At 73.1% G+C, this 21613-nt stretch carries 23 protein-coding genes; 16 read left to right on the forward strand and 7 right to left on the reverse strand.

What is annotated here, in order from left to right; all coding sequences use genetic code 11:
* Position 1 precedes the first annotated feature (1 nt).
* Complete coding sequence (locus ABD979_RS02865; protein ID WP_345505925.1) at positions 2 to 1648, reverse strand: FAD-binding dehydrogenase; 1647 nt, start codon at positions 1646 to 1648, stop codon at positions 2 to 4.
* A 115-nt stretch (positions 1649 to 1763) separates the two neighbouring features.
* Between ABD979_RS02865 and aztD the strand changes: the two genes are divergently transcribed.
* From aztD to ABD979_RS02900, 7 genes are all read left to right on the forward strand, one after another.
* The gene (gene aztD / locus ABD979_RS02870) at positions 1764 to 3008 is read left to right on the forward strand and encodes a zinc metallochaperone AztD (protein WP_345505927.1); all 1245 of its coding nucleotides are present in this window, start codon (positions 1764 to 1766) and stop codon (positions 3006 to 3008) included.
* A 100-nt stretch (positions 3009 to 3108) separates the two neighbouring features.
* A complete protein-coding gene (locus ABD979_RS02875) occupies positions 3109 to 3945 on the forward strand; it encodes an alpha/beta fold hydrolase (RefSeq protein ID WP_345505928.1) in 837 nt (278 codons plus the stop codon).
* A gap of 111 nt (positions 3946 to 4056) precedes the next feature.
* Positions 4057 to 4665, forward strand: a complete 609-nt coding sequence (locus tag ABD979_RS02880; protein WP_345505929.1) for an ATP-dependent Clp protease proteolytic subunit — start codon at positions 4057 to 4059, stop codon at positions 4663 to 4665.
* Positions 4662 to 5273: a ClpP family protease gene (locus tag ABD979_RS02885; protein WP_345505930.1), complete on the forward strand. Its 612-nt coding sequence runs from the start codon at positions 4662 to 4664 to the stop codon at positions 5271 to 5273. The genes ABD979_RS02880 and ABD979_RS02885 overlap by 4 nt, the downstream gene beginning before the upstream one ends.
* Positions 5274 to 5436: 163 nt before the next feature.
* Positions 5437 to 6186 (forward strand): D-Ala-D-Ala carboxypeptidase family metallohydrolase, encoded by a 750-nt coding sequence (locus ABD979_RS02890; RefSeq protein ID WP_345505931.1) that lies wholly within the window; start codon positions 5437 to 5439, stop codon positions 6184 to 6186.
* Positions 6156 to 7277, forward strand: coding sequence for a peptidoglycan recognition protein family protein (locus tag ABD979_RS02895; RefSeq protein WP_345505932.1), 1122 nt, complete (start codon positions 6156 to 6158; stop codon positions 7275 to 7277). Before ABD979_RS02890 ends, ABD979_RS02895 begins: the two co-directional genes overlap by 31 nt.
* Before the next feature lie 12 nt (positions 7278 to 7289).
* The gene (locus ABD979_RS02900; protein ID WP_345505933.1) at positions 7290 to 8243 is read left to right on the forward strand and encodes a phage tail tip lysozyme; all 954 of its coding nucleotides are present in this window, start codon (positions 7290 to 7292) and stop codon (positions 8241 to 8243) included.
* Between the two features lie 14 nt (positions 8244 to 8257).
* Here ABD979_RS02900 and ABD979_RS02905 read toward each other — a convergent pair whose 3' ends face one another.
* Positions 8258 to 8662, reverse strand: a complete 405-nt coding sequence (locus tag ABD979_RS02905; RefSeq protein ID WP_345505934.1) for a helix-turn-helix domain-containing protein — start codon at positions 8660 to 8662, stop codon at positions 8258 to 8260.
* A gap of 197 nt (positions 8663 to 8859) precedes the next feature.
* Between ABD979_RS02905 and ABD979_RS02910 the strand changes: the two genes are divergently transcribed.
* Positions 8860 to 9912 carry an ATP-binding cassette domain-containing protein gene (locus ABD979_RS02910; protein WP_345505935.1) on the forward strand — a complete coding sequence of 351 codons (1053 nt, stop codon included), beginning with the start codon at positions 8860 to 8862 and terminating at the stop codon, positions 9910 to 9912.
* Positions 9909 to 10769, forward strand: coding sequence for an ABC transporter permease (locus tag ABD979_RS02915; RefSeq protein ID WP_345505936.1), 861 nt, complete (start codon positions 9909 to 9911; stop codon positions 10767 to 10769). The genes ABD979_RS02910 and ABD979_RS02915 overlap by 4 nt, the downstream gene beginning before the upstream one ends.
* A gap of 21 nt (positions 10770 to 10790) precedes the next feature.
* Here the strand turns inward: ABD979_RS02915 and ABD979_RS02920 are convergent, their stop codons facing one another.
* Positions 10791 to 11195, reverse strand: coding sequence for a DUF6855 family protein (locus ABD979_RS02920; protein WP_345505937.1), 405 nt, complete (start codon positions 11193 to 11195; stop codon positions 10791 to 10793).
* 86 nt (positions 11196 to 11281) lie between these two features.
* Here ABD979_RS02920 and ABD979_RS02925 point away from each other — a divergent pair, with 86 nt between their 5' ends.
* The 5 genes from ABD979_RS02925 to ABD979_RS02945 all read left to right on the forward strand — a co-directional run bounded on the left by ABD979_RS02925 (position 11282) and on the right by ABD979_RS02945 (position 15869).
* Positions 11282 to 11614, forward strand: coding sequence for a DUF4118 domain-containing protein (locus ABD979_RS02925; protein WP_345505938.1), 333 nt, complete (start codon positions 11282 to 11284; stop codon positions 11612 to 11614).
* 12 nt (positions 11615 to 11626) lie between these two features.
* Positions 11627 to 12025, forward strand: a complete 399-nt coding sequence (locus ABD979_RS02930; RefSeq protein WP_345505939.1) for a hypothetical protein — start codon at positions 11627 to 11629, stop codon at positions 12023 to 12025.
* A gap of 100 nt (positions 12026 to 12125) precedes the next feature.
* A complete protein-coding gene (locus ABD979_RS02935; RefSeq protein ID WP_345505940.1) occupies positions 12126 to 13172 on the forward strand; it encodes an iron ABC transporter substrate-binding protein in 1047 nt (348 codons plus the stop codon).
* Positions 13173 to 13284: 112 nt separating this feature from the next.
* On the forward strand, positions 13285 to 14745 hold the full coding sequence (locus ABD979_RS02940; protein WP_345506335.1) for an ABC transporter permease: 1461 nt from the start codon (positions 13285 to 13287) through the stop codon (positions 14743 to 14745).
* Entirely contained in the window at positions 14742 to 15869 is a 1128-nt protein-coding gene (locus ABD979_RS02945; protein ID WP_345505941.1) for an ABC transporter ATP-binding protein, read from the forward strand. Before ABD979_RS02940 ends, ABD979_RS02945 begins: the two co-directional genes overlap by 4 nt.
* A 198-nt stretch (positions 15870 to 16067) precedes the next feature.
* Here the strand turns inward: ABD979_RS02945 and ABD979_RS02950 are convergent, their stop codons facing one another.
* Positions 16068 to 16865, reverse strand: a complete 798-nt coding sequence (locus ABD979_RS02950) for a deoxyribonuclease IV (protein ID WP_345505942.1) — start codon at positions 16863 to 16865, stop codon at positions 16068 to 16070.
* Between the two features lie 118 nt (positions 16866 to 16983).
* Between ABD979_RS02950 and ABD979_RS02955 the strand changes: the two genes are divergently transcribed.
* A complete protein-coding gene (locus tag ABD979_RS02955) occupies positions 16984 to 17514 on the forward strand; it encodes a DUF4395 domain-containing protein (protein WP_345505943.1) in 531 nt (176 codons plus the stop codon).
* Position 17515: 1 nt separating this feature from the next.
* Here ABD979_RS02955 and ABD979_RS02960 read toward each other — a convergent pair whose 3' ends face one another.
* A complete protein-coding gene (locus tag ABD979_RS02960) occupies positions 17516 to 18502 on the reverse strand; it encodes an LLM class F420-dependent oxidoreductase (RefSeq protein ID WP_345505944.1) in 987 nt (328 codons plus the stop codon).
* Positions 18503 to 18619: 117 nt separating this feature from the next.
* On the reverse strand, positions 18620 to 19339 hold the full coding sequence (locus tag ABD979_RS02965; RefSeq protein ID WP_345505945.1) for an MBL fold metallo-hydrolase: 720 nt from the start codon (positions 19337 to 19339) through the stop codon (positions 18620 to 18622).
* A gap of 113 nt (positions 19340 to 19452) precedes the next feature.
* On the opposite strand from ABD979_RS02965, the gene ABD979_RS02970 reads away from it, so the two are divergent.
* The gene (locus ABD979_RS02970) at positions 19453 to 20001 is read left to right on the forward strand and encodes a type 1 glutamine amidotransferase domain-containing protein (RefSeq protein WP_345505946.1); all 549 of its coding nucleotides are present in this window, start codon (positions 19453 to 19455) and stop codon (positions 19999 to 20001) included.
* A gap of 13 nt (positions 20002 to 20014) precedes the next feature.
* Here the strand turns inward: ABD979_RS02970 and ABD979_RS02975 are convergent, their stop codons facing one another.
* On the reverse strand, positions 20015 to 21601 hold the full coding sequence (locus tag ABD979_RS02975) for an LLM class flavin-dependent oxidoreductase (RefSeq protein ID WP_345505947.1): 1587 nt from the start codon (positions 21599 to 21601) through the stop codon (positions 20015 to 20017).
* Positions 21602 to 21613: the final 12 nt, after the last annotated feature.

Below are 21613 nucleotides of genomic sequence, written 5' to 3' on the forward strand. Positions count from 1 at the left end.
CTCAGAGTGCGGCGGCGACCGCGCGGCCCGCCGTCCGACCGCTGAACAGGCAGCCCCCGAGGAAGGTGCCCTCGAGCGAGTTGTAGCCGTGCATGCCGCCGCCGCCGAACCCGCTCACCTCGCCCGCGGCGTAGAGCCCCGGCACGGGCTCGCCGCCCGCGCCGAGCACCCGCCCGGACAGGTCGGTCTCGAGGCCTCCGAGGGTCTTGCGGGTGAGGATGTTGAGCCGGACGGCGATGAGCGGACCCGCGGCCGGGTCGAGCAACCGGTGTGGGGGTGCGACGCGGATCAGCTTGTCGCCCAAGTAGTTTCGCGCCCCGCGGATCGCCGTGACCTGGGCGTCCTTGGTGAAGTCGTTGGCGATCTCGTTGTCGCGCGCCACGATGGTGCGTCGGAGGGCTGCAGCGTCGACGAGGTGGTCGCCGGTCAGCGCGTTCATCCCGCGGGCGAGCGCGTCGACGGTGCTCGCGACGACGAAGTCCTCGCCGTGCTGCTTGAACGCCTCGACGGGGGCGGGGGCGCCGCTCCTCGCCCGCCCGAGCACCTGGCGCACGTCCCGCCCCGTGAGATCGGGGTTCTGCTCCGAGCCCGAGAGCGCGAACTCCTTCTCGATGATCCGCTGCGTCAGCACGAACCACGAGTAGTCGTAGCCGCTCCGCTGGATGTGGCCGAGGGTCCCGAGCGTGTCGAAGCCCGGGAAGAACGGCGCCGGGAAGCGGCGTCCGCGGGCGTCGAGCCACAGCGACGAGGGGCCGGGCAGGATGCGGATGCCGTGGTTGTGCCACACGGGGTCCCAGTTGCGCAGGCCCTCCGTGTAGTGCCACATCCGGTCCGGGTTGATGACGCGACCGCCCGCCCGTTCGGTGATGGCGAGCATCCGGCCGTCGACGTGCGCCGGCACGCCGGCGACCATGCGGGCGGGCGGCGTGCCGAGCCGGGCGGGCCAGGCACGGCGGACGAGCTCGTGGTCGCCGCCGATGCCACCGCTCGTGACGACGACCGCCTGCGCCGCGATCACGAAGTCGGCCACCTCCTCGCGACTGCTCGGACGGCCGCGCTCCGCACCGTCCTCGACGAGTCGACGCCCACGCACGCCGGTGACCGCGCCGTCGGTCACCACGAGGTCGTCGACGCGGTGGCGGAAGGCGAGGGTGACGCGTCCGTCGGCCACCGCGGCGCGCACCCGGCGCTCGAAGGGCTCGACGAGGCCGGGGCCGGTGCCCCACGTGATGTGGAAGCGGGGCACCGAGTTGCCGTGCCCGTCGGCCCGGCCGTCGCCGCGCTCGGCCCACCCGACGACCGGGAAGAGCCGGTGCCCCTGCTCGCGGAGCCACGCCCGCTTCTCGCCTGCGGCGAAGTGGAGGTAGGCCTCGGCCCAGCGGCGCGGCCAGTAGTCCTCCTCGCGGTCGAACTGCGCGGAGCCCATCCAGTCCTGGGTCGCGAGCTCCAGGCTGTCGCGGACGCCCATCCGGCGCTGCTCGGGGCTGTCGACGAGGAAGAGACCGCCGAAGCTCCAGAACGCCTGGCCGCCGAGCGACTGCTCGCCCTCCTGGTCGACGAGCACGACGCGCCGGCCGCGGTCGGCGAGCTCCGCGGTGGCGACGAGCCCGGCGAGGCCGGCGCCCACGACGACGACGTCGGCGTCCATCGGTCTCCTTCCGTGGGTGCTCGAGCGGCACCCGGGCGCCCAGCCTCGCCGACGGTCCATCGACGGTCAACCACCCGGCTTGACTTCCCGCGCTGTGAATGAAAATCATTCTCGCATGAATCGCCGAACGTCATCCTTCGTCCTCGCGCCGTTCCTCGGTGCCCTCCTCGCAGGCTGCGCCGCCCCCGGCGGTCCCGCCGGCTCCCGGTCGTCCGCGCCGGCACCGATGCCGTCCGCCGCGCCGACGGCGGAGGCGGAGGGGCCGTCTCCCCGCCTCGCCCTCAGCCACCGCGACGGGGTCATGGTCGTCGACGCCGCGACCCTCGAGGTCGTCGGCGACGCAGCGACCACGGGCTTCATCCGCCTCAACCCGGCCGGTGACGGGCGCCACGTGCTCGTGACGCAGGAGGACGGTTGGCGCGCGCTCGACCTCGGTGCGTGGACCGAGCCGCACGGCGACCACGAGCACTCCTTCACGACCACGCCGCGCCTGACCGCAACGACGATTGCGGGGTCGCACCCGGGGCACGTCGTCGTGCACGGCACGCGCACGACGCTCTTCGCCGACGGGACGGGGGAGATGCAGGTGCTCGACACCGACTCGCTCGGGGGCGTGGACGGTTCGGTCGACGTCGTACGCCACAAGGCGCCCGCCGCCCACCACGGCGTCGCCGTGACCCTGCCGGACGGCACGCTCGTGCACAGCCTCGGCACCGAGGAGGCCCGGACCGGGGCCGTCGCGCTCGACGTCGCCGGCGCGGAGGTCGCGCGCACCGACGACTGCCCCGGTCTGCACGGCGAGGCGGTCGCAGCGGGCGACGTCGTCACCCTCGGCTGCGAGGACGGCATGCTCGTCTATCGCGACGGGCGCTTCACCAAGGTGACCAGCCCGACGGCATACGGCCGCATCGGCAACCAGGCCGGGTCGGAGCGCTCCGGCGTCGTCCTCGGCGACTACAAGGTCGACGAGGACGCCGAGCTCGAACGACCCACGCGCGTCTCGCTCGTCGACACCCGGACGGGTCGGCTGCGGCTCGTGGAGACCGGGGCGAGCTACTCGTTCCGCAGCCTCGAGCGCGGCCCCGCGGGTGAGGCGCTCGTCCTCGGCACCGACGGTCGACTTCGCGTCATCGACCCCGACACCGGCGTCGTGAAGCGCTCGGTGCCGGTGGTGGGGCCCTGGCGTGAACCGCTCGAGTGGCAGGACCCGCGGCCGTCCGTCCGCGTCGTCGGTGACCGGGCCTACGTCACCGAGCCGTCCCGCTCGCGCCTCGTCGCCGTCGACCTCACCACCTCCCGGGTGACCGGCGAGGCGATCCTGCCGCACGTGCCCAACGAGATGGCGGGCGTCGCCGGTTGAGGGTGAGCGCGCGGACCGGCGACCGGTGACGTCGCCAGGACCGCCGGGTATGGCACCGGGGCCCCGCGGACTGGGGACCCATCGACGAAAGGACATCCCGATGACCGACGTGACCACGGACTCCGGCCTCCTGCACGAGGTGAAGATCCACGTCGAGGACACCGGCGGCGACGGACGCCCCGTCGTGCTCGTCCACGGCTGGCCGCTCTCGGGCGCGTCGTGGAAGGAGCAGGTGCCCGCCCTGGCGGACGCCGGCTACCGCGTCGTCACGTACGACCGGCGCGGCTTCGGTGAGAGCGACAAACCGCACGGCGGCTACGACTACGACACGCTCACCGACGACCTCGGGAGCCTGCTCGAGGCGCTCGACCTGCGCGACGTGACGCTGGTCGGGTTCTCCATGGGCGGCGGGGAGGTGGCCCGGTACGTGACCCGTCACGGCGAGGACCGCCTGCGCAGCGTCGTCTTCGCGGCCGCCGTGCCGCCCTACCTGCTGAAGACCGACGACAACCCCGAGGGGCCGCTGACGGAGGAGGCCTCCGGGCAGATGGAGGAGGGCGCGAAGGGCGACCGTGACGCCTTCTTCGACCAGTTCACGACGGACTTCTTCTCCGCCCACGGCACCCTGAAGGTCGACGAGGCGACCCGCCAGGAGGCGATCGGGCTCTGTCGCCAGTCCGACCAGCGCGCGCTGCTCGGCTGCATGGAGGCCTTCGGCACGACCGACTTCCGCGACGACCTCGCCGCGATCACCGTCCCGGCCCTCGTCATCCACGGTGACGCCGACGCGATCGTGCCCTTCGAGGGGTCGGGCCAGCGCACGCACGCCGCCCTGCGCGGGAGCGAGCTCGTCGTCCTCGCGGACGGTCCGCACGGGATCAACGCCAGCCACCCGGCGGAGTTCAACGCCGCCCTGCTCGACTTCCTGCAGAAGTAGTCGCGCCGGCCCCCGGGGCGCCGCCGACCACGGGTCCGCGGCGCCCCTCAGCGTGTCTGCTTGCGGCAGAGCGGGATTCCCCCTGGGCTCGTGGCGACGCAGGCTGGACGCATGAACGACACCTTCTCCTCCGCCGCGCTGGACGACCAGCTGTCGATGGAGCTGCTGCACCAGCGCATCATCGTCCTCGGCTCCGAGGTCGACGACCCCGTCGCCAACCGGGTCACCGCGCAGCTGCTGCTCCTCTCGGCCCGCGACCCGCGCGCCGACATCAGCCTCTACGTCAACAGCCCCGGCGGCTCCGTCACCGCGGGCCTGGCGATCTACGACACGATGCGGGTCATCCCGAACGACGTCTCCACCCTCGCGCTCGGTTTCGCGGCCTCGATGGGCCAGTTCCTCCTCGGCGCCGGCACGCCCGGCAAGCGGTTCGCGCTGCCGAACGCGCGGATCATGATGCACCAGCCCTCCGCCGGCATCCAGGGCACGGCCGCCGACGTGGAGGTGCAGGCCGCCAACCTCAAGGCGGTCAAGCGCCGGGTCAACGAGCTGCAGGCCGAGCACACGGGGCAGGCGGTGGAGCAGATCACCCGGGACAGCGAGCGCGACCGGTGGTTCAGCGCGGAGGAGGCGGCGGCATACGGGATCGTCGACCACGTCGTGCGCTCACTGACCGACGTGCGCCCGGGCGGCGTCGAGCGCAAGGTGGGACTGCGGTGAGCAGCTACACGATCCCCTACGTCGTCGAGCGGACCCCGGCGGGGGAGCGCAGCTTCGACATCTACAGCCGGCTCCTGCAGGAGCGGATCATCTTCGTGGGCACGGAGATCGACGACGGGGTGGCCAACGTCGTCATGGCGCAGCTGCTGCACCTCGCCGACGTCGCACCGGAGCGGGAGGTGTCGCTCTACGTCAACAGCCCGGGCGGCTCCTTCACGGCGCTGATGGCCGTCTACGACACGATGCAGTTCGTGCCGACCCCGGTCGCCACCTACTGCCTCGGCCAGGCGGCGTCGGCGGCTGCGGTGCTGCTGGCGGCGGGGGAGCCCGGCCGACGCTTCGCGCTGCGGCACGCGCGCGTGCTGCTCCACCAGCCCTCCGCGGGCGGGCAGGGCACGGTCAGCGACCTCGCGCTGCAGGCCGACGAGCTGCTCCGGGTGCGGGCGCAGGTCGAGGAGGTGCTGAGCCGCCACACCGGGCGCAGCGTCGAGCAGCTGCGCCTCGACACCGACCGCGACAAGGTGCTGACCGCGCAGGAGGCGGTCGCCTTCGGCATCGTCGACCACGTCGTCGAGCGGGCCGCGGAGGCGGTGGCCGGTGCGGGCTGACGCGGCCGACCCGAGACCTCCGCCGGGGCTCGTACCGCCGGCGACCACCTCCTGCGGTGCCGAGCGCATGGGGAGTGCTCCCCATGCGCTCGACGTGCGACCCGCTCCAGACCGGGAGAGGCTCGAAGGGCACGACACGGACGACCGCACGAAAGGGACTCGTATGCGCAGGAATTGGTTCACCCACGTCATCGCCGTCGCCGCCCTCGCCCTCGGGGGGCTGGGCGTCGCGACCGCCACCGTGACCGCCACGGCACCCACGGCCCACGCCGACGAGTGCTACTCGTGGCCGCGCACCCTGGGCTCCGGGGCATCCGGGGCCGACGTCACGCAGCTGCAGATCCGCGTCGCGGGCTGGGTGCCACGCGGCCAGGTCATGGGCATCGACGGCTCGTTCGGGGCGCAGACGAAGACGGCCGTCGCGAACTTCCAGCGCGCGTACGGCCTCTCGGCCGACGGGGTCGCCGGCCCCGCGACGTTCTCGAAGATCTACGCGCTGCAGGACCCCGACTGCACGCCCGTGCACTTCAGCTACGCCGAGGCGAGCGAGAACTGCGGGCGCGGCTTCACCGGCACCGCGGCCCAGAAGGAGAACATGAAGCGGGCCCTGTGGCGCGCCGAGGCGCTGCGCCACCAGCTCGGCGACCACCCGCTCCGGGTGACGTCCGGCTTCCGCGACACGACGTGCAACGCGTCGGTCGGCGGCGCGACCAACAGCGTGCACCTGAACGGTGGCGCTCTCGACCTCGTGCCCGGCGACGGCTCGACCTCGATCTGCAGCATCGCCAAGCAGGCCCGCTACGCCGGCTTCGGCGGCATCTTCGGTCCGGGCTACCCCAACCACAGCGACCACGCGCACGTCGACATCCGGTCGAGCATCGCGTGGGACGCCGACGCCTGCTCCGGCTGGTGACCGTGGACCCCGCGCTCACCCGCCGCTCCCTGCTCGTCGGCGCCCTCGGCGTCGGCGCGGTGGGGGGCCTCGGGGTCGCCAAGGCGGCCCCCTCGAACGCGGCGGTCACCGCCGTCGCCCGCCCGAGCATCGCCTCGTGCGCCGCGTGGGGCGCCCGGCCCGCGACCGGCACGGTCGGCATGACCGGGCCGCCGCAGAAGATCCTCGTCCACCACACGGCGTCGGCGAACACGACCGACTACTCGCAGGCGGCGGCATACTCCCTCGCCCGAAACATCCAGTCGTGGCACTTCGCGCGCGGCTGGATCGACTCGGGCCAGCAGTTCACCATCAGCCGAGGCGGCTTCACCATGGAGGGCCGGCACCGCTCGGTCGAGGGCCTGGGCTCCGGCTCGAGCACCGTCTTCCCGCTCGGGGCGCACTGCACGGGGCAGAACTCGACGTCGATCGGCATCGAGAACGAGGGCACGTACACGAGCGCCCTGCCGACGTCGGCGCAGTGGGACGCACTCGTCGCGCTCTGCGCGTACCTGTGCCAGACCTACGGCCTCGGGCCGGCGGACATCTACGGCCACCGGGACTTCCTCGACACCGAGTGCCCGGGAGACGCCTTGTACGCCAATCTCCCCCAGCTGCGGGCCGACGTCGCGACGCGGCTCGGCACGACCAACCCGCCCCCGCCGCCGACCCGCACCTGGCCGACGCTGAAGCAGGGCAGCAGCGGCTTCCGGGTGACCGCCGCGCAGCACCTGCTGCGGCACTCGGGACGCAGCGTCACGGCTGACGGTGCGTTCGGGCCGGGCACCGCTGCGGCCGTCGTCTCCTTCCAGCAGGCCGGGGGCCTCACGGCCGACGGCGTCGTCGGGCGGGCGACGTGGGAGGCGCCCCTCGCCGTCACCTGCCGGCAGGGGCAGACGTCCGACGCCGTCCGCGGCGTGCAGTCCGCGCTCACCGCGCAGGGGTATGCCGTCACGGTCGACGGCGTCTTCGGCGCGGGAACCGCCTCGGCCACCCAGGCCTTCCAGACCGCCCACGCCCTCGACGCCGATGCCGTCGTGGGCCCCAACACGTGGAGCGGGCTGCTCGCGTAGATCGGAGGAACCATGAAGACCACCACCACCCGCAGGAGCCTCGCCGGGCTCCTGGCCGCGGCCTCGATCGCGGTGCTCGGCGTCGCCGCGGCCCCGAGCGCGCTCGCCGCCTCGACCGACGAGATCGCGTTCGACTACTTCGTGTCCAAGGGCCTGACCGAGCGGCAGTCGGCCGGCGTCGTCGGCAACCTCATCCAGGAGTCGGGCAGCCCGATCAACCCCTACGCGAACCAGCCCGGCGGCCCCGGTGTCGGCATCGCTCAGTGGAGCGAGGGCGGCCGGTGGGACACCGACTCCCGCGACAACATGGTCTGGTACGCGGGGCTGAGCGGCCGCAGCCGCTACGACCTCACGGCCCAGCTCGACTTCACCTGGTACGAGCTGTCGACCTTCTCCGGCTACGGGCTCTCGAGCCTCAAGGCCGCGACGTCGGTCGACTCGGCGACGACCGTCTTCATGCAGAAGTTCGAACGGTGCGGCACGTGCGCGACGACCCAGCGCATCGCGTACGCGAACGACGTGCTGCGCAAGTACGGCTCCGGCGGCACGGGCGGTGGCAGCACGGAGACGAGCCTGCCGGTCCTGCGCAGCGGCAGCAGCGGCGCCGCCGTGCGCACCCTGCAGTACCTGCTCCGGGCCTCCGGCAAGAGCGTCACGGCAGACGGGTCCTTCGGCCCCGCGACGGACTCCGCCGTGCGCAGCTACCAGTCGGCGCACGGGCTGTCGGTCGACGGCGTCGTCGGCAACAACACCTGGTACTCGTTGCTGCCGGTGCTGCGGCAGGGCTCGACGGGCGAGGCCGTCAAGGGCCTGCAGCGCGAGCTCGTCGACGCCGGCTACTCGCTGACGGTCGACGGCTCGTTCGGGCCGGCGACGTACTCGGCCCTGCGGTCCTACCAGTCCACGAGCGGGCTCGTCGTCGACGGGGTCGCCGGCACCAACACGTGGGGCAGCCTGGTCGACTGACCCGACCGCGTCGCTCAGGCGACGAGCAGCACCGCACCCGTCGCGTCGGCCGGTGTCCCGGTCGGCGCGGCGGCGTGCCCGAGGGTTCCCGCCACGCTCGACCCCACCCGTGAGGTGAGGTCGAGGACGCGGCCGCCGGTCGACGCGTCGGCCGCCAGCGCCCGCAGCTCGCGGTGGGCGGCGCCGACGAGGTCGGTGATGCTGGAGCCGAGGGCCACGCAGACCGCCTCCAGCACCTCCGACGACGGCTCCTTGAGACCGCGCTCGACCTCGGAGAGGTAGGCGAGGGAGATGCCCGCGCGGGCGGCCACCTCGGCGAGCGTGCGGGCCTGGCGCGTGCGCAGGCCGCGGAGCAGCCGGCCGTAGACCTCCCGGAGCAGGGGCGCAGGGGCGGGCGGGTGCGTCGCGACGTGGGTCATGGCCGTCTCCGATCTCGGTGCGTCGTCCCAGCGTCGCACGGGTGCCGCCCCGGTGCGCCGGGCCGGGGACCGGTGTCGCTACGCCGTGGGCGAACTCGTCACCCAAAAGATGTTGATGCTGTGCACATGGTGCGCGAGGCTGTCGGTGGGGGCGGTTACGGTCGCCCCATCGTCGCCACTCACCCGGGGAGCCGCACATGACCACGACCATCGGCGCGCCGTCCACGCGCCACCGCTTCACGGGGCCGGCCATCGAGGCCGAGCACCTCGTCAAACGCTTCGGCGACATGACCGCCGTCGACGACGTCAGCTTCACCGTGCCGCAGGGCTCGGTCCTCGGCCTGCTCGGGCCCAACGGCGCCGGCAAGACCACGACCGTCCGGATGATGACGACGCTGAGCCGGCCGACGAGCGGCACCGCCCGCGTCGCCGGGCACGACGTGGCGCGCGAGCCCGAGCTGGTCCGCCGCAGCATGGGGCTCACGGGGCAGGCCGCCACCGTCGACGAGCTGCTCACCGGCCGCGAGAACCTCCGGCTGATGGGCTCCCTCTACGGCCTGCCCAAGGCCGAGGTGCACCGCCTCTCCGACGAGCTGCTCGAGCGCTTCTCGCTGACCGACGCCGGCAACAAGGTGATCAAGGAGTACAGCGGCGGCATGCGCCGGCGCCTCGACCTCGCCGTCAGCCTGATCGCGACCCCGCCCGTCCTCTTCCTCGACGAGCCGACGACGGGCCTCGACCCCCGCAGCCGCGTCGAGCTGTGGGAGGTGCTGCGCGGCCTCGTCCGCGACGGCACGACGCTGCTCCTGACGACGCAGTACCTCGAGGAGGCCGACCAGCTGGCCGACCGCATCGTCGTCATCGACCACGGCCGCATCATCGCCGAGGGCACGGCCCTCGAGCTCAAGGACCAGTCCGGCAAGGCCGCGATCGTCCTCACCGTCTCGCACGCCGAGCAGCTCGAGTCGGCACGTGCCCTCCTCGCCGCGCACGTCGAGGGCGTCCACGTCGACGTGTCCGCGCGGCGGCTCACCGCCCCCGCCGAGGGCCTGTCGGACATGACGCGGGTCGCCGCCGTCTTCGACCGCAGCGAGATCGAGCTCGACGACCTCGGCCTCCAGCGGCCGAGCCTCGACGACGTCTTCCTCAGCCTCACGGGCCACCGCGCCGAGACCGACGCCCCCGAGTCCGACGCAACCGGGGCCGGCGCGACCCCGGACACCAGCTCCACCGCCGAGGAGTCCCGATGACCGACCGAGCCACGACGACCGCCACCGCCACCGTGGGTGCGCCCGCGGGGCCGCACGACTACGAGCCCCCGGGCCGCTCGCGCCAGATCGGGATGATGGTCTGGCGCAGCCTCAAGCACATCAAGCGCCAGCCCGAGATGCTGACCGACGTCACGATCCAGCCGATCATGTTCGTGCTGCTCTTCGCCTTCGTCTTCGGCGGGTCGATCCAGACCGACAGCGGCTCCTACCGCGAGTGGCTGCTGCCCGGGATCATGGCGCAGACGATGGCGTTCTCCGCTTTCATCGTCGCCATCGGGCTCAACATGGACCTCGACAAGGGCATCATCGACCGCTTCCGGTCGCTGCCCATCTCCCGGTCGTCGGTGCTCGTCGGGCGCAGCGTCTACAGCCTCATCCACTCGAGCATCGGCATCTTCGTCATGTCGATGACGGGCCTCGCGATCGGCTGGCGCATCCGCGGTGGCTTCGGCAACGCCGTCCTGGCCCTCGCGCTGCTGCTGCTCTTCGGCTTCGCGATGATCTGGGTCGGCGTCCTCGTCGGGTGCTCGATGCGCTCGGCGGAGGCCGTCAACGGGCTGATGTTCACGACGATCTTCCCGGTCACCTTCCTCGCCAACACCTTCGCCCCGACCGAGGGGATGGTGCCGTGGCTGCGCACGGTGGCCGAGTGGAACCCGGTCAGCTCGCTCGTGCAGGCGATGCGCGAGCTGTGGGGCAACGTCCCCGCCGCGCCCGCGGACGCGGCGCTGCCGTTGCAGCACCCCGTCGTGACGACGGTGATCTGGTCCCTGCTCATCACCGGGGTGGTGGCACCGCTCGCCGTCCGTGCGTTCGTGCGGCGCACCACCGACTGACGGGGCGCCCTCGGGGGAGCCTCAGAGCGCGCGCATCCGGTTGTTGCGCGGCTGGTGCTCGAGCTCGGCGAGCCCGAGCTGCTCGAGCAGGGGCGGGAGGTACATGCCGACGCGCCCGCGGTAGCCCTTGCGCAGGCCGTACCAGCCGCCGAGCGGGTTGCCCTCCGAGCGGGCCCACGCCTCGACGGTGCCCTCCTTGGCCGGCTTCTGCTCGTCGGCCGCCCCGAGCGGCACCCAGTCGCCCTGCTCGCGCAGCCAGGCGTGGAGGTCCTCGACGACGCGGGCGTCGTACGTCAGGCGCGTCGAGCCGACCTGGCACACGAGCTGGGCCGGCTCGGCGTCGTCGTCGCGGAACATCGTGTACTCCGACGTGCCGGGCGGGGTGCGCAGCACCCAGGGGTCGTCGCTGCTGCCGGTCCCGCTCATCGGGGCTCCTCCCCAGGTCGTCAAGATCGCGTCAGGATAGCGCCGTCGGGGTGCGCGCGAGGCCGGGTCGGGTGTTCCGTGGAGTCATGACCACCGACCGGCCGACGTCGCACCCGAGCGCCACGCGGTGGGGCGCGGCGGCCCTGCCGGTGCTCGTCGGCGCGCTGCTCGCCCTGCTCCGGGGCACGCTCGCGGAGAGCACCGCGGCCATGGTCCTCGTGCTGACCGTCGTGGCGGCGGCCGCCACCGGCGACCGCGTGGCCGGCATCGCCGCGGCGCTCACGGCGGCCGGCAGCTTCGACTTCTTCCTCACCGAGCCCTACCTCTCCCTCTCGATCCACCGCACCGACGACGTCGAGCTGGCCGTCGTGCTCGTGCTCGTCGGGCTCGCCGTCACCGAGATCGCGCTCTGGGGCTGACGCCAGCAGGCGGTGGCCCTGCGCCGCGAGGGCTACCTCACGGGCCTCGCGGACCTGCTCGACCTGCCGCCCGGGACGACGGCGACGGCCCGGGGCGCCGCCGTCGCCGACGCCATCGCGACCGCGCTGGGCGCCGACCGCTGCGCCTGGCACGCCGGTCCGCCGCGGTGGGACGACCCCGTCCTCGCGGCCGACGGGAGCGTGACCGCCGGCGGGCGCCGGCTGCCCGTCGAGCGCACCGGTTTGCCCCCGGAGGGGATCACGGCCATCGTGGTGACGCAGGACGACGACGTCCTCGGCCACTTCGCGGTGACGGCCTCGACCCGGGTCGTGCGCCCGAGCCCCGAGCAGCTGCGCGTGGCCGTGCTCCTCGCCGACAGCATGCTGGCGCGGCGCCCGTCCGGCCGGTGAGCCGATGGTAAGGGTAGCCTTACCTATGGCGTAGGGTGGGGAGCGCCCGCCGCACCGGCGGCATCCTCCACGTCGTCGAACCCCTGAAGGACTCCCTGCCATGACGTTCCGTCCCCGGCCCCTGGCCGGCATCGCCCTGCTCACCGCCGCCTCCCTCGGGCTCGCGGCCTGCGGCTCCGATTCCGGCTCCGGGTCCGGGTCCGGCAGCACGGCCGGCGGCGGCGAGCTCACCGTCTACAACGCCCAGCACGAGAGCCTGACGCAGGAGTGGGTCGACGCCTTCACGACGTCGACCGGCATCAAGGTCACGGTGCGCAACGGCTCCGACACCGAGCTGTCGAACCAGATCATGCAGGAGGGTGCGGCCTCGCCCGCCGACGTGTTCCTCACCGAGAACAGCCCCGCCATGACCCAGGTCGAGAACGCCGGCCTCTTCGCCGACGTCGACCAGGCCACCCTCGCGCAGGTGCCCGCGCAGTTCCGCCCGTCGACGGGCAAGTGGACCGGCATCGCCGCCCGCTCGACCGTGCTCGTCTACGACAAGCGCAAGGTGCAGGAGAACCAGCTCCCCGCCTCAATGCTCGACCTCGCCAAGCCGGAGTGGAAGGGCCGTTGGGCCGCCTCGCCGTCGGGCGCCGACTTCCAGGCCATCGTCTCGGCCCTGCTCGAGCTCAAGGGCGAGGCCGCGACGAACGAGTGGCTGACCGCCATGAAGACCAACGCGAAGATCTACAAGGGCAACAGCACCGCGATGAAGGCGGTCAACTCGGGCGAGGTCGACACCGCGCTCATCTACCACTACTACTACTACGGCGACCAGGCCAAGACGGGCGAGAACTCCGGCAACGTCGGCACGCACTACTTCAAGAACCAGGACCCGGGCGCCTTCGTCTCCGTCTCGGGAGGCGGCGTGCTCAAGTCCTCCAAGCACGCGGCCGACGCGCAGAAGCTGCTCGCCTTCATCACCGGCAAGAGCGGCCAGGAGGTGCTCGAGAAGGGCACCTCGTTCGAGTACGCCGTCGCCTCCGACGTCCCGTCGAACCCCGCGCTCGTGCCGCTCAAGGACCTCCAGGCCCCGACCGTCGACCCCGCCAAGCTCAACTCCGCCACGGTCACCGACCTGATGACCCAGGCTGGTCTGCTGTAGTGCTCCGGTGACCACCGCCCAGATCGCGACCCGCGCACCGCGGGAGCACCGGGAGCGTCGGCGTCCGCCGGTGCTCCCGGTGCTCGCCGTGCTCATCGCACTGTTCTCGCTCATGCCGCTCGGCTACGTCGTGGCGATGACCGTGGCGACCGGGTGGGACGCCGCGGCGCCCCTCATCTTCCGGGCGCGGGTGGGCGAGCTGCTGCTCAACACCGTCCTGCTCATGCTCGTGTCGGTGCCGCTGTGCCTCGTGCTCGGCGTCGGCGGTGCCTGGCTCGTCGAGCGCACCCGCCTGCGCGGTCACCGGTTCTGGGCCCTGGCGCTCGCGGCGCCGCTCGCGATCCCGGCCTTCGTCAACAGCTACGGGTGGGTCTCCGCCGTGCCGTCGCTCGCCGGCCTGTGGTCGGGCGTGCTCATCTCCGTGCTGTCCTACTTCCCGCTCGTCTACATCCCGGCGGCCGCGACGCTGAGCCGCCTCGACCCCGCCCTCGAGGAGTCCGCGGCGGCGCTCGGCCTCGGCCCCTGGCGGGTGTTCCGCCGGGTCGTGCTGCCCCAGCTGCGGCTCGCGATGACCGGCGGCGCGCTGCTCGTCGGCCTGCACCTGCTCGCCGAGTACGGCGCCTTCGCGATGATCCGCTTCGACACCTTCACGACCGCGATCATGGTGCAGTACCAGTCGACCTTCAACGGCGCGGCCGGCAACATGCTCGCGAGCGTGCTCGTGCTGCTCTGCCTCCTGCTCCTGCTCGCCGAGGTGCGCAGCCGCGGTCACGCCCGCTACGCCAAGGTCGGCTCCGGCGGCCAGGCGGCCCCGAGCCGGATGCCGCTGGGGCGCCTGCGCGTGCCTGCGCAGCTCTCGCTCCTGCTCCTCGTCGCCCTCGCGGTCGGGGTGCCGATGTGGTTCGTCGTGCGCTGGGTCGTGCTCGGCGGGTCGGCCATCTGGGCCCCCGACGAGCTCGTGCCGGCCCTGACCCAGACGCTCCTCTACGGCGTGGCGGGCGCCGCCGCCACGGTGCTCGTGGCCTTCCCGATGGCCTTCCTCGCGGTGCGCCGGCCGAGCTGGTTCACCCGCTCGCTCGAGCTGTCGAACTACGTGACGAGCTCGATGCCCGGCATCGTCGTCGGCCTGGCGTTCGTGACCGTCAGCATCCGCGTCCTGCCCGCCGTCTACCAGACCGCGGTGGTGCTCGTCGCCGCGTACGTCCTGCTCTTCCTGCCTCGCGCGCTCGTCAGCCTGCGCGCCGGCCTCGCCCAGTCACCGCGCGAGCTCGAGGAGGCGGCGCAGGCCCTCGGCGTGCGGCCCTTCGTGGCCTTCGTCCGGGTCACGCTGCGCCTCACCGCCCCGGCCGCGGCGGGCGGCGCCGCCCTCGTCTTCCTCGCCATCGTCAACGAGCTGACGGCCACCCTGCTGCTCTCGCCGAACGGCACCCGCACCCTCGCCACCGAGTTCTGGGCCAAGAGCAGCGAGATCGACTATGCCGGCGCGGCCCCGTACGCCCTGCTCATGGTCGCGCTGTCGGCCCCGATGACCTACCTGCTCTTCCAGCAGTCCAAGAAAGCGGTGGGACAGTGACCGACACGACCGGCACGACCGACACGACCGACCCGGCCACCGGTCGCCTCGAGGTGGCCGCGCTGACCAAGAGCTTCGGCGCGCAGGAGGTGCTGCGCGGCGTCACCCTCGGCGTCGAGCCGGGCAGCACGACCGCCATCGTCGGCCCGTCCGGGTCGGGCAAGACGACGCTCCTGCGGCTCATCGCGGGCTTCGAACGACCCGACTCCGGCACCGTGCGGCTCAGCGGCGAGCCCGTGGCCGGCGACGGCGCGTGGGTGCCGGCGCACCACCGCAACGTCGGCTACGTCGCGCAGGACGGTGCCCTCTTCCCGCACCTCACGGTGGGGCAGAACATCGCCTTCGGCCTCGTCGGCGGCGCGGTCGGGGGCGGGCGCCGCGCGAAGGCCCGCGTCGACGAGCTGCTCGAGATGGTCTCCCTCGACCGGGCGCTCGCCTCGCGCCGCCCGCACGAGGTCTCCGGCGGCCAGCAGCAGCGCGTGGCGCTCGCCCGGGCGCTCGCGCGCGAGCCGCAGCTGATGCTCCTCGACGAGTCCTTCTCGGCGCTCGACGCCGGCCTGCGCGTGGCGACCCGGCGCACGGTGGCCGCGGTGCTCGGGGCGGCCGGCATCACGACCGTCCTCGTGACGCACGACCAGGCCGAGGCGCTCAGCTTCGCCGACCAGGTGGCCGTCATGCGGGGCGGGACGCTGGCGCAGGTCGACAGCCCGCTCGAGGTCTACACCCGCCCCGTCGACCGCGCGACCGCCGAGTTCCTCGGCGACGCCGTCATGCTGGAGGCCTGGGTCGACGGCGACCGGGCCACCTGCTCGCTCGGCACGGTGCCCCTCGCGCCGACCACGCACCGCGGTCGGGTGCAGCTCATGCTGCGCCCCGAGCAGATCCGGGTCGACCCCGAGGGCCCGATCCGCGGCGTCGTCGTCGACACCGACTACTTCGGCCCGGAGAGCACCGTCCGGCTCGAGCTGACCTCGGGCCGCGAGCCCGGGTGCGAGACCTCGGCGCTGGCGCGCGAGGGCGAGATCATCAGCATCCGGCACTCGAACGCGTTCATCGCGGCGCCCGGCACCGAGCTGCGGCTGCGCATCGAGGGCGAGGCCATCGCCTTCCCGCCGGCCGGCTGACACGGCTCGCGCTGCTCGAGGCGCCCGCGGCAGAGCCCGGACATGGGCGCGCCCCGCCACCGAGGAGGTGATGGCGGGACGCGAATGCCGAAGCAACCTCATGCACCGTAGGCCCGCGCGGACCGCCGTGGGGTAAAGCCCCGGTCAGGATTGGGCGAGGGTTTCGTCTCGCCCGGCCGACCGAGCGGCTCGGCCGGCTCAGCCCGCGTGCGCGCGCAGCCAGGCGATGTCGGCGGTCTGGCCCTCGAGCCCGCCCGGCGTCTCGCAGACCACGGGCGCCCCGGCCGCGCGGACGACGTCGGCGAGCGCGTCGCCGGCGATGTGGCCGGAGCCGAAGTTCGTGTGCCGGTCGGCCCCCGAGTCGAACTCGTCACGTGAGTCGTTGGCGTGCACGAGGTCGATGCGCCCGGTGATGGCGCGCACCTGCTCGACCACGGTGCCGAGGTCGTTGCCGCCGGCGTGCGCGTGGCACGTGTCGAGGCAGAAGCCCACCCGGTCGCTGCCGGACGCACCGCCGATGGCGTCCCAGAGCCGGGCGATCGCCTCGAGCCGCCGCGCCATCGCGTTGTCGCCGCCCGCCGTGTTCTCGATGAGGAGCGGCACCGCGAGGTCGAGCCCGTCGATGCACTTGCGCCAGTTGTCGAACCCCTTCGCGGCGTCCTCGTCGACGCCGAGGTGGCCGCCGTGCACGATCACGCCCTTGGCGCCGATCTCGGCGGCCGCGGTCACGTGCTGCTGCAGCAGCTTGCGACCCGGGATGCGGATGCGGTTGTTGAGGCTCGCCACGTTGATCGGGTAGGGCGCGTGGACGTAGAGGTCGATGCCCGCCGCCTCGGCGTCGGCGCGCAGCGCGGCCGCGCCACCGGCATACCGGATGACCGGGCCCTTGTAGCTCTGCGGGTCGCCGAGGAAGAGCTGCGAGAGTGAGGCCCCCCGCGCCCGCGCCTCGGCGATGGGGTCCTCCTGGTCGACGTGCGCACCGATGTGTAGGGCCATGCCGCCAGCGTATGCCGGGGGCGGGCGCCGGGAACGCGGTGCCCCGGCGCCCTCCCCGCCGGGTCCGGATGCCGACCTGCTTGCATAAGCCACCCTTATGCAAGCAATAATGTGGAGGATGAAGACCTCGCGTTTCCCCGCTGTCGTCGACGACGTCACCGTCCGCCTCGTCGCGGCCGTCGTGCTCGCCGTCGGCGTGGTCGCCCTCGCGACGTCGCAGTGGTGGCTCTACGCCGTCCTGGCCGTCGACTTCACGCTCCGGGCCTCGCTCGGACCGTCGGCGAGCCCGGTCGCGCGGCTCGTGCAGCGGTGGATCCGACCCGCCGTCTCCGCAGCCGCGCGACCCACGGCCGGGCCGCCGAAGCGTTTCGCCGCCGCCATCGGGGCGGTCATGACGGTCGCGGCGACCGCGCTGTGGCTGACGACGGTCATCACGGGCTCGTCCATCGCCGCCACGGGCGTCGTCGTCATCGGCGCCGTCATGGTGCTCTTCCCCGCGCTCGAGTCGCTGCTCGGGATCTGCGTGGGCTGCGTCCTCTTCTCGTGGCTGATGCGCCTCGGCCTCGTGCCCGAGGAGGTCTGCCTCGACTGTGCCGACATCACGCGTCGGCGCACGCGGCCCGCCGCCGACTCGACGCTGGCCGGCTGACTCAGCCGGCGGCGGCGCGCAGCTTCTCGAGCAGCGGTCCGGCGGCCTCGGCGAGGAAGCGCTCCTGCGCGTCGCCGCCGACCTGGACGACGGCGACGTCGGTGAAGCCCGCCTCCCAGTAGGGGCGCACGGCCTCGACGATGCGGTCGAGGTCGGGGCCGCACGGGATCGAGTCCGCGACGTCCTCGGGGCGCACGAACTGCGTGGCGCCCGCGAAGCCGGCCGGGGTCGGCAGGTCGGCGTTGACCGACCAGCCGCCGCCGAACCAGCGGAACTGGTCGTGCGCGCGCTTCACCGCGACGTCCTCGTCCGGGTCCCAGCAGATCGGGATCTGGCCGATGGCCCGCGCGCCCGAGCCGATGCGCTCGGCGCCGGCCGTGCGGTTCCACGTGTCGACGAGGTCGGACTTCGGCTCGACGGCGATGAGGTGGTCGGCCAGGGGGGCGAGCTTCTCGATGGAGGCGTCGCCGCTCACCGCGACGGCCACCGGCACGAGGATGTCGGGCACGTCCCAGACGCGCGCCGAGTCGACGTCGAAGTACTCGCCGTGGTGCGTCACGAGCTCGCCCGAGTGCAGCTTGCGGATGATCTCGATGGCCTCGACGAGCATGTCCTGGCGGGTGACGACGCCGGGCCAGCCCTCTCCGACGACGTGCTCGTTGAGGCTCTCGCCACTGCCGAGCCCGAGGGTGAAGCGACCGTCGGCGAGCAGCTGCACGGTGGCGGACTTCTGCGCCACGACGGCCGGGTGGTAGCGCATGGTCGGGCAGGTCACGTAGGTCATCAGCTCGACCCGCTCGGTCGCGTGCGCCACGGCGCCGAGGACCGACCACGCGTAGGGGGCGTGCCCCTGCTCGGTCAGCCACGGGGAGTAGTGGTCGCTCGAGACCTCGAAGTCGAAGCCCGCCTGCTCGGCCCCGACCGCCCAGCGGACGAGGTCCTTGGGGCCGCTCTGCTCGGTCATGAGGGTGTATCCGAAGTTCGTCACCCCCACCTCGTACCCGATGGCGCGCGTGACACGCCGACGGCGTACAGGGTTTGTCCACACCTGTGGACGTGACCTGTGGATCCGGCGTGTCTGAGCGGGGGACCGTGGCCTCCCGGCTCAGGACGGGGAGCGGCGCGAGAGGAAGCGGCGGATGGCCTCGCGGGGCCGGTCGCGCAGCTCGGCGCCGTGCGTGAAGGCGGCCACGTCGTAGTCGAGCTCGCCGAGCACGTGGGCGGTGCGCTGGGTCATGCGGAAGTCGGTGCAGAACGCCTTGACGGGCCAGCGGAGGCCGAGCACGTTGAAGATGGCGTCCCCGGTGATGAGCGTGCGCGACTCCTCGTGCAGGAGCGACACGTGGCCGGGGGAGTGGCCCGGGGTGTGCACGACGCGCAGGCCGCCGGCGATCGGCAGCACGTCGCCGTCGCGCATCTCGTGCTCGACGGTGACCGGCTCGAAGTCGCGGCCCGGGCGCGTGACCCGGTCGAGGAGCCGGCCGAGCAGGACGCTGCGGTCGCGCGGCGGCGACGAGCCCTCCACGACGTGGGCGGCGTCGTCGTGGTGCACCGTGAAGCCCCGACCCGTCTGCCGGGCGACGTGTGCGGCGCCGCCTGCGTGGTCGGGGTGCGCGTGCGTGAGGACCAGGCGGGTCACGTCGCGCGGACCGGAGCCGATGGCGGCGAGCGCGGCCATGACCTTGGGTCCCGAGGACGAGACACCCATGTCGACGAGGGTCACCTGGCCGTCGTCGTCGCGCAGGGCGAAGCCGTTGACGAGGTCGCGCACGAGCGGGATGCGCCAGACGTTCGGCGCGAGCGGAACCACGAGGTCCTGGGCCATGGGCCGACCCTAACCCCGGCCGGGTGGGTAGGTCCGGAACGTGGCGTCGCACGCCACCCGAGACACCGAGCAGAACCGAGCGCCCCTCCACGGGGCGACCAGAGGAGGACCACATGGCCAAGCGAGTCGCATTTCTCGTCGCGAGCGAGGGCATCGAGCAGGTCGAGCTGACGGAGCCGTGGAAGGCCGTCACCGACGCCGGGCACGAAGCCGTGGTCGTCAGCCCCGAGGCGGGCGAGGTCCAGATGTTCAACCACCTCGACAAGGGCGACACGAAGCCGGTCGACGTGACCGTCGCCGACGCGAAGGTCGGCGACTTCGACGCCCTCGTGCTGCCCGGCGGCGTGGCCAACCCCGACGCCCTGCGCACCGACGCGGCGGCCGTCGCCCTCGTGCGCGAGTTCGTCGCGTCGGGCCGGCCCGTGGCCGCGATCTGCCACGCGCCCTGGACCCTCATCGAGGCCGACGTGCTGAAGGGCCGTCGCCTCGCGTCGTGGCCCAGCCTGCAGACCGACATCCGCAACGCCGGGGGCGAGTGGGTCGACGAGTCCCTCGTCGTCGACGGCAACCTCATCACGAGCCGCAACCCCGACGACCTGCCCGACTTCTGCGGTGCGGTCGTCGAGGCCCTCGAGCACGGGGCCGCCGCCAACCCTGCCTGAACGCGTTTGTCGCTCAGCCGAACCCGTGCCGGGCCAAGGGGTGCAGGAGCTCACGCTCCTCGTACGCCAGGTGTGACAGCAGGGTGTCGGTGAGCAGGTCGAGGGCGCGCTGGATCTCCTCCAGCGCGCCCTCGCCCGTCTGCCCGTACCCCTCGGTGCCGACGAGCCCGACGAGGGCGTCGTCGACCTGCTCGAGCACGTCGGCGATGACGTGGTGCTCCTCCTCGAGCCGGTCGAGGACCGGGCCGAGGTCGGGCTGGACGCCACGCAGGTGCGTGAAGATGCTGCGGTCCTCGAGCGTGTGGTGCCCGGTGACGAGGCGGCAGTACGTCTCGCAGTAGGCGCCGAGCGTCCAGTTGTTCTGCCGCATGGCCATCGTGTTGATGACCGAGCGCGCCGCCCCCGTCGACAGGGCTCCGCGCCGCACCTGGCCGACGATGTCGCGCAGCTGGGCGAGCTCGGCGCGCAGGTGGTCGTGCACGTCGACGAGGTGCTGGGGCACCGCGGCCTCGGCGGGGGAGTATGCCGCGTCGACGGGTTTCGCGGTCACGGGGCGGTCGTCCTCGCGCCAGGGCAGCGACGCGCTGAGGCGGGTGCCGTCGTCAGGTGTCGCGCGGACGGTGAGCGGTGAGGCGTCGGCGCGAGCGGCACGAGCACGGGGAGCGGGAGGAGCGGCGGCTGGTGGCTCGACGCCCCCGGCTAGTCGGGCGCGTTCGGACTCGACGAGGTCACGCACGGCTGGGGCGACCTCCACGGCATACCTTCGCAGCACGTCGGGGTCGTCGGTGCCGAGGACGTAGGTGCTCATCCCCTCCGTCAGGGTGAGCTCGGCGAGCTGCTCGGCCCAGTCGTCGGCGGTGCCGCGCAGGAAGCCGCGGCCCGTGCCGAACTGGCCGAAGACGTTGTACATCCGCCGGATCGCCTGTGGCCCGCGCCCGGCCCGGTCGGCGGCCTCGTCGATGGCGGCGTTCATCGCGGGGAGGGCGTCGGGGTCGGCGTAGCCCATGCTCGGCAGCCAGCCGTCGGCGAGGCGGGCCGTGACCCGCAGCATGCGTGGCTGGTAGGCACCGAGCCAGATCTCGACGGGGTGCACCGGGAAGGGCCCGGCGTGCATCCCCGCGACGGAGTAGTGCTCGCCCCGCACGGTGACCGAGCGGGCGCCCGGGTCGTCGGGATGCTGTCCCCAGACGCCTCGGATGATCCGGATCGCCTCGACGAGCGCGTCGACGGCTTCCTTGGGTGAGCGACGTTCGCCGCCGGCGGCGACGATCGCGTCCCAGAAGGCACCGGTGCCGAGGCCGAGCTCGGCCCGGCCACCGCTCAGCACGTCGAGGGTCGCGACCTGCTTGGCGAGGCCCACCGGTGGTCGCAGCGGGAGGTTGGCGACGTTGGCGGCCACGTGGATCGCGTTGGTGCGAGCGGCGACCGAGGTGAGCAGCGTCGAGGTGTCGAGGTGCGCGGCGTTGTAGGGGTGGTCCTGCACCGTGAAGAGGTCGAGCCCGACGACGTCGGCGAGCTGCGCGAGCTCGAGCGTCGCGTGGGTGCGGGAGGCGTCCGGGCTCGCGAAGACGCCGAACCTCAGCTCGTGCCCGTAGTCCATGGACTCAGGGTG

This window comes from Terrabacter aeriphilus, assembly GCF_039542985.1.
GTDB lineage: Bacteria > Actinomycetota > Actinomycetes > Actinomycetales > Dermatophilaceae > Terrabacter > Terrabacter aeriphilus.

What these genes read in the sequence shown, in the direction of transcription:
- ABD979_RS02950 (WP_345505942.1), bottom strand. Translation starts at nt 16,865, where the DNA reads ATGGCCCTACACATCGGTGCGCACGTCGACCAGGAGGACCCCATCGCC.
- aztD (WP_345505927.1), top strand. Translation starts at nt 1,764, where the DNA reads ATGAATCGCCGAACGTCATCCTTCGTCCTCGCGCCGTTCCTCGGTGCC.
- ABD979_RS02925 (WP_345505938.1), top strand. Translation starts at nt 11,282, where the DNA reads ATGACCACCGACCGGCCGACGTCGCACCCGAGCGCCACGCGGTGGGGC.
- ABD979_RS02890 (WP_345505931.1), top strand. Translation starts at nt 5,437, where the DNA reads ATGCGCAGGAATTGGTTCACCCACGTCATCGCCGTCGCCGCCCTCGCC.
- ABD979_RS02965 (WP_345505945.1), bottom strand. Translation starts at nt 19,339, where the DNA reads ATGGCCCAGGACCTCGTGGTTCCGCTCGCGCCGAACGTCTGGCGCATC.
- ABD979_RS02905 (WP_345505934.1), bottom strand. Translation starts at nt 8,662, where the DNA reads ATGACCCACGTCGCGACGCACCCGCCCGCCCCTGCGCCCCTGCTCCGG.
- ABD979_RS02955 (WP_345505943.1), top strand. Translation starts at nt 16,984, where the DNA reads ATGAAGACCTCGCGTTTCCCCGCTGTCGTCGACGACGTCACCGTCCGC.
- ABD979_RS02915 (WP_345505936.1), top strand. Translation starts at nt 9,909, where the DNA reads ATGACCGACCGAGCCACGACGACCGCCACCGCCACCGTGGGTGCGCCC.
- ABD979_RS02940 (WP_345506335.1), top strand. Translation starts at nt 13,285, where the DNA reads ATGCCGCTCGGCTACGTCGTGGCGATGACCGTGGCGACCGGGTGGGAC.
- ABD979_RS02970 (WP_345505946.1), top strand. Translation starts at nt 19,453, where the DNA reads ATGGCCAAGCGAGTCGCATTTCTCGTCGCGAGCGAGGGCATCGAGCAG.
- ABD979_RS02900 (WP_345505933.1), top strand. Translation starts at nt 7,290, where the DNA reads ATGAAGACCACCACCACCCGCAGGAGCCTCGCCGGGCTCCTGGCCGCG.
- ABD979_RS02935 (WP_345505940.1), top strand. Translation starts at nt 12,126, where the DNA reads ATGACGTTCCGTCCCCGGCCCCTGGCCGGCATCGCCCTGCTCACCGCC.
- ABD979_RS02875 (WP_345505928.1), top strand. Translation starts at nt 3,109, where the DNA reads ATGACCGACGTGACCACGGACTCCGGCCTCCTGCACGAGGTGAAGATC.
- ABD979_RS02920 (WP_345505937.1), bottom strand. Translation starts at nt 11,195, where the DNA reads ATGAGCGGGACCGGCAGCAGCGACGACCCCTGGGTGCTGCGCACCCCG.
- ABD979_RS02910 (WP_345505935.1), top strand. Translation starts at nt 8,860, where the DNA reads ATGACCACGACCATCGGCGCGCCGTCCACGCGCCACCGCTTCACGGGG.
- ABD979_RS02880 (WP_345505929.1), top strand. Translation starts at nt 4,057, where the DNA reads ATGAACGACACCTTCTCCTCCGCCGCGCTGGACGACCAGCTGTCGATG.
- ABD979_RS02975 (WP_345505947.1), bottom strand. Translation starts at nt 21,601, where the DNA reads ATGGACTACGGGCACGAGCTGAGGTTCGGCGTCTTCGCGAGCCCGGAC.
- ABD979_RS02865 (WP_345505925.1), bottom strand. Translation starts at nt 1,648, where the DNA reads ATGGACGCCGACGTCGTCGTCGTGGGCGCCGGCCTCGCCGGGCTCGTC.